The following is an 11,718-nucleotide window of genomic DNA, read 5'->3' on the forward strand; positions in this document are numbered from 1 at the left end:
TCGTGTAGGTGGTACAGAGTGACTAGGAGGTTGTGATGAACCAGTACCTGCTCAGCATCTACCAGCCGGACGGCGTGATTCCCGAGCCTGAGGTGCTGGATCCGATCCTGCGTGACCTCCAGGCGTTGAACGAGGAGATGCAGTCGGCCGGGGTCTGGGTGTTCGCCGCGGGGCTGCACCCGCCGGAGACCGCGACCATGCTGAAGGCCCAGGGTGACGAGGTGCTGATCACGGACGGCCCGTTCACCGAGGGCAAGGAGCATCTGGGCGGCTTCACGGTTATTCAGGTCGAAGATCTCGACGCCGCTCTCCACTGGGCTCGCCGCCTCGCCAAGGTGTTGCGCAATCTGTCCGTAGAAGTCAGACCATTTCAGTCGTGACGCCTGACCTTGCGGCAATCTTCCGCGCTGAGCACGGGCGGGCGGTTGCTGTGTTGGCGCGGGTGTTCGGGGATCTGGAAATTGCCGAGGACGCCGTACAGGACGCGTTTGCGACGGCGGTGGAGAAGTGGCCGGAGAGCGGCGTACCGCCGAGTCCTGCGGGGTGGATCATCACGACCGCGCGGAACCGGGCGATCGATCGGCTGCGGCGGGAGTCGGCGCGGCCCGACAAACAGGCCGAGGCGGCGCTGCTGCATGCCGAGGGCGAGCCGGAGGAGGTGGGCGCTGTGTACGACGACCGGCTCCGGCTGATCTTCACCTGCTGCCACCCCGCCCTCGCGCTGAATGTCCGTGTCGCGCTCACGCTCCGCATGCTCGGCGGCCTCACCACGACCGAGATCGCGCATGCGTTCCTGGTTCCTGAGCCGACGATGGCGCAACGGCTGGTCCGCGCGAAGGCGAAGATCCGCGCGGCGGGCATCCCGTACCGCGTCCCGTACGAGGCGGATCTGCCGGAGCGGGTGCGCGGCGTACTCGCCGTCGTCTATCTGATCTTCAACGAGGGGTACGCCGCGTCGTCCGGCGAGTCGCTGGTCCGCGACGAGCTCGCACTCGAGGCGATCCGCCTGGGCCGCCTCCTCGTCGAACTCATGCCCGACGAACCCGAGGCCGTCGGCCTACTCGCCCTGATGCTCCTCCAACACTCCCGCCGCCCCGCGCGGGTCGGTCCGGACGGCGCCCTGATCCGCCTACCCGACCAGAACCGGGCCCTGTGGGACCGCGAGCTGATCACCGAGGGCCAGACCCTGGTCCGCCACTGCCTCCGCCGCAACCACCCCGGCCCGTACCAACTCCAAGCAGCCATCAACGCCGTCCACGCCGACGCCCCCACCCCCGACTCCACCGACTGGCGCCAGATAATCCACCTCTACGACCACCTGCTGACGGTTGAGCCGTCCCCCGTGATCGCCCTCAACCGCGCGGTCGCGGTAGCCGAGGTCGAAGGTCCGTCTGCCGCGCTGACGCTGGTCGACGCGCTCCCGCTCGACACTTACTACCTCTTCCACGCGATCCGCGCCGACCTCCTCACCCAACTCGCCCGCACGACCGAGGCCCACCAGGCGTACAACCGCGCCCTCTCCCTAACCCCCAACGAAGCCGAACAAAACTTCCTCCGCACCCGCCTGCAGTAGCCCGCGCACCTTCGGCGTTCTGTAGGGTCCACCCGTGCGGGGATTTGAGTTGATTTGTGAGGTGGAGCCGCCTACTCGGCCTGATCTGAAGCGGGTTCGGCATCAGATTGGGGTGATGAGTCCGATTGCGGACGGGTTCTTGATACCGGACAACCACATCGGGCGGGCGACCGTGTCGAGTGTGGCGGTGGCCAACGAGGTGCAGCTGATGGGGGCGCGGGGTATCGCCTGCCTCAACTCGCGGGACCGGAATCTGCTCGGCTTCCGGCGGGACCTGCTGACAGCCGCGGCGTACGGCGTGGAGCAGTTCCTGTTCGTCCACGGTGACGACCCGGCCGAAGGCGCCCGGACCAGCCAGCTGACGGTACGCCGGATGATCGAGCAGGCGCGCGAGACGTCGTACCCGGGCTGCAACCCGTTCCAGGTCGGCGCCGCCACCCGCCTGGCGAAGGTCCCGAGCTGGAAGGCCGAGGCTGACTTCCTGTACGTGCAGGTCAGCTACGACCTCGACGAACTGCTCCGCTGGCGCGAGTCGGTCGAGCTCGACATCCCGGTGTACGCCGGCGTGATGGTGCTCGCCTCCGCGAAGATGGCCCACAACCTCGCCGCGCTTCCCCAGCTCACCATCCCGGACGAACTGATCGAGGCAGTGGAGCGGGACCGCGACGCCGGCGTCGACCATGCCTGCGAGCAAATCCTCAAGATCCGTGACTCAGGCGCCTTCGACGGCGTTCACCTGATACCTGTCAGCCGCTACCGCCAGGTGGCCGCCCGCCTCGAACGCGAGCTGTAAAGGCGGCAGATCAGCTAATGTCCTGCTAAGGAGACGGGAGGTGGAGCGTGGGGGTGCCTGGTAAGGGGCTCGTCGAAGGGCTGAAGGTCACCGCGAAGACGCTGGCCCGTCGGTCCGTCACCGAGCAATATCCGGATGTGCTGCCGGAGCTGCCGCCGCGCAGCCGTGGCGTGATCGCGTTGATGGAGGAGAACTGCACCTCCTGCATGCTGTGCGCCCGCGAGTGCCCGAGCTGGTGCATCTACATCGACTCGCACACCGAGACCGCGCCGTCGGTCGGTGAGCAGGCGCGCGAGCGCAGCCGGAACGTGCTGGACCGGTTCGCGATCGACTTCAGCCTCTGCATGTACTGCGGGATCTGCATCGAGGCCTGCCCGTTCGACGCGTTGTTCTGGTCGCCGGAGTTCGAGTACGCCGAGACCGACCTGCGCAACCTGACCCACGAGAAGGACCGCCTCCGCGACTGGATGTGGACCGTCCCCGCACCACAACCCATCGACCCCGGCCCGGCGACCGAGGACGAGGCGTGACGACATTCCTCTTCAGCGTTGCGGGCGCGGTGGCCCTCATCGCCTCCGTCCTGGTTGTGACGTCCCAGCGGATCGTGCACGCCGCGCTCTGGCTGGTCGTTGCGCTCGGCGCGATCGCCGGCTGCTTCGGCGTACTGCATGCCGAGTTCGTCGCGCTGGTGCAGATCCTGGTGTACGTCGGCGCGATCGTCGTACTCGTGCTGTTCTCCCTGATGTTGACCAAAGCGCCGACCAACCCGCTGCCCAGCCTGACCACCGGCCGCAGTCCGTTCGCCGCCGTCGTCGCCGGTGTGCTCGCGGTACTCCTCGGCACCGGCGTGGTTCTTGCCTTTGGCAACGAGAAGATCAAGCCGGTCGCGGACGGATCCGCACAGGCCGTGGGTACGCAGGTCTTCAAGACCTGGGTGCTGCCGTTCGAAGTTCTCTCGGTTCTCCTGCTGGCCGCGCTGATCGGCGCGATCGCCCTGTCCCAGCGGAAGAAGGAGGACTGACGTGCCGTTGATCCTCCCGCTGCTGCTGGCCGTCGCGCTGTTCTGCATCGGGGTGTACGGCGTTCTCGCGCGCCGCAACCTGATCACCCTGCTGATGTCGTTCGAGCTGATGCTGAACGCGGTCAACCTCAACCTGGTCGCGTTCGACGCGTGGCGGATCAACGAGGCCACCGGTCAGACGCTGGCGGTCTTCGTGATCACGCTGGCCGCGGCCGAGATCGGTCTCGGGCTGGCGATCGTGCTGCTGCTGTTCCGCGGCCAGGGCCACGTCGACGCAGATGCCGCACGTGACCTGGCAGAACAAGTGGTGGAAGAGGAGCGAGCCACGTGATCGCCACCGCCTGGCGGGTGGTCGGCGTCGGCTTCTCGCTCCTCGTCGTGCTGGCCGCGGCCCTCCTGTACGGCGTTGACCCGCAGCAGACCATGGCCGGCGGAGCCATGATCGGCGAGGACTTCTGGTTCTCGTACGAGTTCCGCACCGACGGCCTGACCGTACTCATGCTCGCCGTCGTCGGGGTCGTGTCCGCCTGCGTCCAGATCTACTCGATCGGGTACGTCCGCGAGCGCATCGCGTCGTACACGGCTCTCGTCACGCTGTTCACCGCGGCGATGGTGACGGTGGTGATCTCGGACAACCTGTTCCTCCTGCTGATCGGTTGGGAGGTGATGGGCGCCTGCTCGTACCTGCTGATCGGTCACTACTGGGAGCGCCGCGACGCGCGGGCCGGTGCGATGAAGGCGTTCCTGATGACCCGGCTCGGCGACGTCGGGTTTCTGTTCGGGATCTTCGTGCTGGGCGTCGGGTACCACAGCTTCCGGATCTCCGAGCTCGGCACCAGCCCGATCGAGCCGCACACGTTGACGATCGGCACGATCCTGCTGCTGGTCGGCGTCATCGGCAAGTCCGCGCAGGTCCCGCTGCAGACCTGGCTCCCCGACGCGATGCCCGGCCCGAGCCCGGTCAGTGCCCTGATCCACGCGGCGACGATGGTTGCCGCTGGTGTCTTCCTGATCGCCCGGCTGTACAACGTCTTCGTCGAGGCCCAGACCACGCTGACGGTGCTGGCCGTCGTTGCCTGCGTGACGATGCTGTTCGCAGCGTCCTGCGCGATGGCGGCGGTGGAAGTGAAGCGGGTGCTCGCCTGGTCGACCGTGAGCCAGTTGGCGATCATGTTCGCCGGGCTGTCGCTCGGTACGCACGACGGTCGCCGCGCGGCGCTCTTCCACCTGCTGACGCACGCGGCGTTCAAGGGTCTGCTCTTCCTCTGCGCCGGCGTGCTCCTGCATCAGGTCGGCAGCGCGGCGTTCGTCGTACTGCGCCGTTACACCCGCCGCGGCGCTTCGCGGAAGCAGTTGCGGGTGACGTTCGTGACGATGACGATCGGGCTCGCCGCGCTGGCCGGCGTACCTGGGTTCGCAGGCTTCTTCTCGAAGGACTCGGTGGTCGAAGCCGCCTGGGAGCAGGCCCGGGACGGTTCGACGGTGGGCTGGATTGTGCTCGTGTCGGTTTGCCTGACCGCGGCGATGACTGCGTTCTACTGCGTCCGCCTGTGGCTGTGGGTGTTCTTCCGTACTCCGGCCCTCGCGGGCGCGGTCGGCGCGTTCGAAGGCGATGACCCGATGGCGGATCTCGACGAGCCGGACGCGAACAAGCTGCGCGACGGTTCGTGGGTGATGCTCACGCCGATGGTGCTGCTGGCCGTCGGCGCGATCGGGCTGGGCTACACGGACGGCGTGCACCTCAACTGGGCGATCGCCGCCATCACGACCGTGCTCGCATTGCTCGGCGGCCTCGCGGCGTACTCGCTCTGGCATCGGGGCGCTGATCCGCGACCGGTCGTGCTGGAGCGCGAGTACGGCGTGGATCCGGCGTACCAGCGGCTCTTCGTCGTACCGGTGCAATGGCTGGCAAAGCTCGCGGTCGGCAACGATCGGGATGTCATCGGCGCTTACGTACGGGCGACCGGACGCGCCGGCGTGCTGGCTTCGCAGGGGTTCCGGAAGCTGCAGACGGGGAACGTGCAGACGTACCTGACCGCGGCCGTGATCGGTGCAGTCGCGCTCGCGATCCTGGCGGGGGTGATCGGCTCGTGAGGGACTCGTTGCTGATCGCCCTGATCGCGGTACCGACGCTGACCGCTGTGGTGCTGTGGGCGCTGCCCGTGGTGACTGCCGATCGCATCGCGGCGCTCGTCGGGACGATCGTGTCCGGGGTCCTGCTGGTCGCGTCGATCGTCCTGTGGTGGGACATGCGGCGGCCGCACTGCCCGTGTACAGCTGAAGCCGTCTTCGGCCCGCTGCCAAGGACGGTGCCCGGCAAGCTGACGCCGTACGTCGACATCAACACGCCATGGATCCCGTCGCTCGATGTGCGCTTCCACCTCGCCGTCGACACGATCTCGATCCCGCTGATCGCGTTGACGACGCTGCTCGTCTTCCTCTGCTGCGTTTACTCGCTGAAGATCACCCCACGCATCGGTCGGACCCGCTCGCTGATCGCGTTGCTGCTCGTGATCGAGACCGGCGTGATCGGCACCTTCTCCGCCTCCGACCTCGTGCTGTTCTTCGTCTTCTTCGAGATCGTCCTCATCCCGATGTGGCTCGTGATCGACATCTGGGGTGACGACCACGACCGGGCCGGGCGTCGGCGCGCGGCGACCACGTTCATCTTGATGACGGTGTTCGGCTCGGCGCTGATGCTGTTGGGCTTCCTGCTCATCCATCGGCACGCGGGCACGTTCGACCTGGTGTTCCTCGGGCAGCATCCGGTCAAGGGCGGGCACGGCGTTCCGCTGGCCGCCGCGATCCTGATCGCCGTCGGGCTCGCGGTGAAGATGCCGCTGTGGCCGTTGCACATCTGGTTGCCCGACGCCCATGCCAAGGCGCCGACGGTCGGCTCGGTGCTGCTGGCCGGCGTACTGCTGAAGCTGGGCAGCTACGGGATGATCCGGATCCTGTTGCCGGTCCTGCCTGACGCGACGGCCACCATCGCGCCGTACCTGGCCGGGTTCTCGGTTGTCGCCATCATCGCCGGATCGTTGGCCTGCCTGGCGCAGACCGATGTGAAGCGGCTGATCGCGTACTCGAGCGTCGGGCACATGGGCTTCATCGGGCTCGGCATCGCGACGATGTCGCCGGAGGGACTGAACGGCGCGCTGTACGCGAACCTTGCCCACGGCATCATCACCGGCCTGCTGTTCTTCCTGGCCGGGGCGATCAAGGACCGGCACGACACCAGCGACCTGCGCGCGATCGGCCGGGCGCTGTACGCGCGGTTGCCGCGGATCAGCGGGCTGCTCACCTACGCCTGCCTCGCGTCGCTCGGGTTGCCCGGGCTGGCTGGGTTCTGGGGCGAGATGCTGGTCCTGCTCGGTGCGTATCACCCGGCCGATTGGTTGCCGCGGGCTACTTTCATCGTGCTGATGGTGATCGCCGGGCTGGGCACCGTACTGACCGCCGCGTACTTCCTCCGGCTGATCCGCGAGCTGTGCCAGGGTGATCCCGCCGAGAATCCGCCGGCCGCGTTCGCCGTCGACCTGAGCCGGATCGAGTTCGTGACGTTCGCGCCGTTGGTCGTGCTCACGGTGTTCCTCGGTCTGTGGCCCTTCACGTTGCTCAACCAGTGGACGTTCCTATGACGCTGACGTGGACCGATTGGCAGGCGATCGCCGTACCGCTGGTGCTGGCGATCGGTGCGGTTGCGGTGCTGCTGATCGACAGCTTCTGGAAGAGTGCGTCGGCTGAGCTGCGGCATACCGTCGTCACGCTGCTGACGAGTGCGGTGCTGCTGTTCGGGCTCGTGTTCGTATGGGCGCAGCGGGGCGGGTTCAAGCCTGCCTTCTGCCGGCCGGCGGTCGAGGGGCCGGCGGAGTGCAGCTTCGTGTTCGAGCCGTTGACGGCCGGGTTGTGGGCGGTGCTGCTGGTCGGCGGGCTCGGTGTGGTGGGCTTGTCGACGTACCGGCTGTTGGCCTCGGATGTTCCGATCGGGGAGTACCACTTCCTGCTGCTGAGCGCGCTGACCGGCGCGACCGTGCTGGCCGGCGCGCGGGATCTCGCGACGCTGGTGATCGCGCTCGAGGTGGTGTCGCTGCCGAGCTTCGCGATGGTCGGACTGCGGCGGGACCGGCGCGGCTCCGAGGGCGCGATGAAGGCGTTCCTGGTGTCGGTGCTGTCGACTGCAGTGATGCTCTTCGGAGTGTCTTATCTGTACGGCGTGACCGGCTCGCTGTACCTGACCACGATCGCGAACCGGCTGACCGGTCTCGACCCTGACCTCGGGCGGGTGGCGTTCGCGGCCGGGCTGTTCGTGATCGTCGGGTTCGCGTTCAAGATCGCGGCGGTGCCGTTCCACGCCTGGTTGCCGGACACGTACGTCGGGGCGCCGATCGAGGTCACCACGTTCCTCGCCGTCGTCTCGAAGTCGGCCGGGGTCGCCGGGCTGCTCGTGCTGGTGACGGCCGGGATCGCGCCGGACGGCTCGCATCTGCGCACGGTGATCGCGATCCTCGCGGCGCTGACGATGACGGTCGGCAACCTCGCCGCGCTGCGTCAGGTCGAGGCGGTCCGGCTCCTCGCGTGGTCGTCGATCGGCCAGGTCGGCTTCCTGCTCGCGCCGTTGGCGGTCGGCGATGCGCAGGCGGTCGTCGGGTACTTGGCGGCGTACGTCGTGGTCACGCTCGGCGCGTTCGGGGCGGTCGCCGTCGTCCAGCGCCACCGCCCCGGCGGGCTGCTGACCGACTACCGCGGCATGGTCCGCTCCGAGCCCGGTCTCGCCGCGGCGCTGATCTTCTTCCTGGTTGTCCTGGCCGGTTTGCCGCCGGGTCTCGCGGGCCTGTTCACCAAGTTCGCCGCCTTCCAGGCCGTCATCGACGCACACCTCGGCTGGCTGGCGATCGTGATGGCCCTCAACGTGATGATCGGCCTGGCCGTCTACCTCCGCTGGATCGCCGAACTCTTCCGCCTCCCCGCCGACGACCCGTTCTCGGTAGACATCGAAACCCCCGCCGTCGCCATGATCTCCCTCTTCGCCGCCCTCACCGCCGTAGTCTCAGTCCTCCCCAGCATCCTGTTCGCCCTGGCCACCTGACCGGCTAACCTTCGGCGGGTGAGCGCGCGACTTCTGGTAGTTCTGTTGGCGCTGGGGGCCCTGGTGGGATGCGGAAGTTCGGGCACGTCCGCGAGCCGCCCGACACCAGTGCAGGTCGAGTCCGTTCCGGCGACGCCGGTGGCGCGGACCTCCACCCCGGCGATTGCTCCTGCGGCGAAGGACGGGCAGAACTACAAGGCCTGTGCCGACGGCAACTGCGAGGTGCTGATCCGCGGCTCCGCCGTGATCGCCGTCTACACCGTGCTGTTCACCTTCACCGTCGCCGAAGGCTCCTTCGACGAACGCGGTGGCGGCGGCTTCCTGCACGTGTCAGGTATCGGCGGTCCCGCCCCTTTGGGCGGCTTCACAGGTGCCGAGCCCGCTCTCGAGGTGACGTTCCACGAAGGTGACACAGCTGTCGTGGCGATCCGCACGATCGGCACTCCAACACCCACGCGATTCCGTACGCCGATCGCGATCGCGACCGCGTCGCCCCGGCGCACGACCCCGCCGCCCACCAAGCTGCCGATCTATCAACCGGCCGACGGTACGAACTACGAGGCCTGCCGCGACGGCCACTGCGAGGTCCTGCTGCACCGGTCCGCGAAGATCACCATCGGCAACCTGCCCTTCGACTTCACCGTCACGAACGGTGCTGTGCACATGCTGTCGTGCAGGCAGGACAACCCGCTCGACTGCTACGACTTCCACCTTGACGGCTCGGGCGGAGCAGGCTGGTCGGACGAGCCCGGCGGCGTGATGTACGACGCGAACCTGAAGGCCTACGACGGTGAGGATGCGGTGCTGTCCGTCACGACGGAGTAGTCCGTGCGAGGAAGTCTTCGTACTGGGACCACACTCGGCGCCAGAGTTGGGCGCGGTCGGATTGTGTGTAGTGGGGGAGGGGGAGGTGGAAGACGTCGGCGAGTGCGGTGAAGTAGTCGGCCGGCGTTTCGAGGAGGGTGTTGTCCACTCGGTCGGCGGAGGTTTCGCTCAGGCCGATGGAGCGGAGTACGACGACGGACTTCGGCGTACGGCGGAAGGCGGAGGCGAGTCGGACGAACGGGGACGTGGGATCCGTCGACAGACGGGCGTGCTGGGCGGTGAACGCGTCGAGGCCGACGGATGCCGACTCGAAGTCCATGCCGATGAGGTTCGCGCGGGGATCGTGGTCGAGGCGCCAGCCGTTGGTCAGGTCTGATGGGCGGAGGCGCAGGGTGAACGGGTGCTGGCGGACCTCGCCGACTTCGAGTGGCATCGGGTGACGTAGGCCGTCGCCGAGGCCCACGTCGACCAGCCAGACGCGGTCGGGATCTTCAAGCAGCCCGGTGACGGTGAGGACCATGTGACTGGCGTCGACGCCGCCTGGGCGGTTGGCCGTCTGTACGCCGCCGCGGTGCATCTGCACGCGATAACCGAGCTCCGTGAGCAGCAGCGCGAACGACCCGTTCATCTGGAAGCAGTACCCGCCGGCCTCACGCGCGATCATCCGCTTCACCACGTCCTCCGGCTCCAGCGGGCCGCCCGGCGTCAGCTGGTACTGAATCGACTCGTACGGCACCCGATCCACGAACGCTTCGTGCAGTCGCGTCAACGCCTCCAGCCGCGGCGGCCCGTCGTACTCGCCGACCCCGATCCGCTGCAGGAACGCCGTGGTATCCATGCGCCTTGGGCTAGGCGAGGTGATCGACACCCTCGACCGAGATGCAGCGCTTGCCATCGGCCCGGAGCTCGGTGAGATCTTCGTCGCGGCCTTCGGATCGTACGGCGAGGAGCCCGCGGACGCCGACCGGTTCGCGACTGAGCAGCTCCCGACCCACGCTGACCGCGAGGACTTCAGATTGGTCGCCGCACGGCTGGACGGTCGCGTGGTGGGATTCGCCTACGGGTTCACCGGGCGGCGCGGGCAGTGGTGGCCGGACCGGATCGCCGAGGCTGTGTCTGCTGAGCTGGCCGACGAGTGGATCGGCGGGCACTTCGAGGTGGTCGAGCTCGCCGTCCACCCCGATGCCCAGCGCAACGGTCTCGGCACCGCGCTGATGACGGCATTGATGTCGGGTCTGCCGCATGAGAAGGCGTTGCTGACGACGTACTCCGATGACCGTCCGGCACCGCGGCTGTACCGACGGTTGGGATGGCAGGTGCTGGTCCCCGACCTCGGCTGGGGCTCGGCGCTCTACGGTTTGGACAGGGGAGTGCCCGTCGCCCGATGACCTGGCAGGGTAGGGCTCATGACTTCTGAGCGGATCTATGTCGGGAGCTACACCAGTCAGGCCGGCGGTGGGGACGGGATCGCGTTCGGGCCGCTGGACGGGATCGCGACGGTGGCGACGATCGCCGATCCGTCGTTCCTGGTCAGGTCCGCGGACGGGCGGTTCCTCTACTCGACCGACGAGGAGGACAACGGCCGGATCGCGGCGTTCGCCATCCAGCCGGACGGCGGGCTCGAGCTGCTCAACCAGCAGCCGACCGGCGGCGTACACCCGTGTCACGTGGACATCGACCCGTCCGGCCGGTTCGTGCTCTCGGCCAACTACACATCGGGCTCGGTCGCCGTACACCCGATCAACGAGGACGGCTCGCTCGGCGAGACGGCGTACTTCATCCAGCGCTCCGGCACCGGACCGAACGCCGACCGCCAGGAAGGGCCGCACGCGCACCAGATCGCGTTCGACCCGGCCGGTGCGTACGTGTTCGACATCGACCTCGGCTCCGACACGGTCTACACGTCCACACTGACCGAGGACGGGCAGCTGGAGGAGGTCGACCAGCTCCACATCCACCCCGGCGCCGGGCCGCGGCACATGGTGTTCCACCCGACGGCGGGCGCGGCGTACGTGATCAACGAACTCGACTCGACGCTGACCGTCTGCAGCTACGCGGACGGGAAGCTGCAGACGGTGCAGACCGTCTCGACCCGGCCCGCCGACTCGCCGGGCGAGAACTACCCGGCCGAGCTGCTGATCTCCGCCGACGGCCGGTTCCTCTACGGCTCGAACCGCGGCGACAACACGATCGCGGTGTTCGCGACGGCGGCCGATGGTCTGTCCGTCGAGCTGGTACAGACCATCGGCTCCGGCGGCGACTGGCCGCGACACCTTGCCTTCAGCAACGACGGACAGACGCTGTACGCCGCGAACGAGCGCTCGGACCAGATCGCGACGTTCAGCATCGACGACGGCAAGCTGACCGCTGCGGGTGAGCCGGTCAGCTGGCCGAAGCCGGTGTGCATCCTGCCTGTCTAG

At 68.0% G+C, this 11,718-nt stretch carries 12 protein-coding genes and 1 pseudogene; 12 read left to right on the forward strand and 1 reads right to left on the reverse strand.

The window, feature by feature from the left end; genetic code table 11:
* Positions 1 to 35: 35 nt before the first annotated feature.
* The 10 genes and pseudogenes from FDA38_RS41540 to FDA38_RS41585 all read left to right on the forward strand — a co-directional run bounded on the left by FDA38_RS41540 (position 36) and on the right by FDA38_RS41585 (position 9,298).
* Positions 36 to 380, forward strand: coding sequence for a YciI family protein (locus FDA38_RS41540; protein WP_137256656.1), 345 nt, complete (start codon positions 36 to 38; stop codon positions 378 to 380).
* Positions 368 to 1,573 carry an RNA polymerase sigma factor gene (locus tag FDA38_RS41545; protein ID WP_202877839.1) on the forward strand — a complete coding sequence of 402 codons (1,206 nt, stop codon included), beginning with the start codon at positions 368 to 370 and terminating at the stop codon, positions 1,571 to 1,573. The genes FDA38_RS41540 and FDA38_RS41545 overlap by 13 nt, the downstream gene beginning before the upstream one ends.
* A gap of 115 nt (positions 1,574 to 1,688) precedes the next feature.
* Positions 1,689 to 2,366, forward strand: coding sequence for a methylenetetrahydrofolate reductase (locus tag FDA38_RS41550; protein ID WP_233714928.1), 678 nt, complete (start codon positions 1,689 to 1,691; stop codon positions 2,364 to 2,366).
* Positions 2,367 to 2,548: 182 nt separating this feature from the next.
* A pseudogene (locus FDA38_RS43340) lies at positions 2,549 to 2,764 on the forward strand (4Fe-4S binding protein); the annotation flags it as partial.
* Positions 2,765 to 2,892: 128 nt separating this feature from the next.
* A complete protein-coding gene (locus FDA38_RS41560) occupies positions 2,893 to 3,387 on the forward strand; it encodes an NADH-quinone oxidoreductase subunit J family protein (protein ID WP_137256660.1) in 495 nt (164 codons plus the stop codon).
* A gap of 1 nt (position 3,388) precedes the next feature.
* Entirely contained in the window at positions 3,389 to 3,718 is a 330-nt protein-coding gene (gene nuoK, locus FDA38_RS41565; protein WP_137256661.1) for an NADH-quinone oxidoreductase subunit NuoK, read from the forward strand.
* Positions 3,715 to 5,481 carry an NADH-quinone oxidoreductase subunit 5 family protein gene (locus tag FDA38_RS41570; protein ID WP_137256662.1) on the forward strand — a complete coding sequence of 589 codons (1,767 nt, stop codon included), beginning with the start codon at positions 3,715 to 3,717 and terminating at the stop codon, positions 5,479 to 5,481. Before nuoK ends, FDA38_RS41570 begins: the two co-directional genes overlap by 4 nt.
* Positions 5,478 to 7,025 carry a complex I subunit 4 family protein gene (locus FDA38_RS41575; protein WP_137256663.1) on the forward strand — a complete coding sequence of 516 codons (1,548 nt, stop codon included), beginning with the start codon at positions 5,478 to 5,480 and terminating at the stop codon, positions 7,023 to 7,025. The genes FDA38_RS41570 and FDA38_RS41575 overlap by 4 nt, the downstream gene beginning before the upstream one ends.
* Entirely contained in the window at positions 7,022 to 8,473 is a 1,452-nt protein-coding gene (locus FDA38_RS41580) for an NADH-quinone oxidoreductase subunit N (RefSeq protein WP_137256664.1), read from the forward strand. Before FDA38_RS41575 ends, FDA38_RS41580 begins: the two co-directional genes overlap by 4 nt.
* An 18-nt stretch (positions 8,474 to 8,491) precedes the next feature.
* Complete coding sequence (locus tag FDA38_RS41585; RefSeq protein WP_137256665.1) at positions 8,492 to 9,298, forward strand: hypothetical protein; 807 nt, start codon at positions 8,492 to 8,494, stop codon at positions 9,296 to 9,298.
* Here the strand turns inward: FDA38_RS41585 and FDA38_RS41590 are convergent.
* On the reverse strand, positions 9,285 to 10,136 hold the full coding sequence (locus tag FDA38_RS41590) for an arylamine N-acetyltransferase family protein (RefSeq protein ID WP_170989861.1): 852 nt from the start codon (positions 10,134 to 10,136) through the stop codon (positions 9,285 to 9,287). The genes FDA38_RS41585 and FDA38_RS41590 overlap by 14 nt on opposite strands.
* On the opposite strand from FDA38_RS41590, the gene FDA38_RS41595 reads away from it, so the two are divergent.
* Entirely contained in the window at positions 10,135 to 10,686 is a 552-nt protein-coding gene (locus tag FDA38_RS41595) for a GNAT family N-acetyltransferase (protein ID WP_137256667.1), read from the forward strand. The two genes, FDA38_RS41590 and FDA38_RS41595, sit on opposite strands and share 2 nt — an antisense overlap.
* Positions 10,687 to 10,704: 18 nt before the next feature.
* Positions 10,705 to 11,718: a lactonase family protein gene (locus FDA38_RS41600; RefSeq protein WP_137256668.1), complete on the forward strand. Its 1,014-nt coding sequence runs from the start codon at positions 10,705 to 10,707 to the stop codon at positions 11,716 to 11,718.

It is taken from the genome of Kribbella jiaozuonensis (assembly GCF_005233875.1).
GTDB classification, from domain to species: domain Bacteria; phylum Actinomycetota; class Actinomycetes; order Propionibacteriales; family Kribbellaceae; genus Kribbella; species Kribbella jiaozuonensis.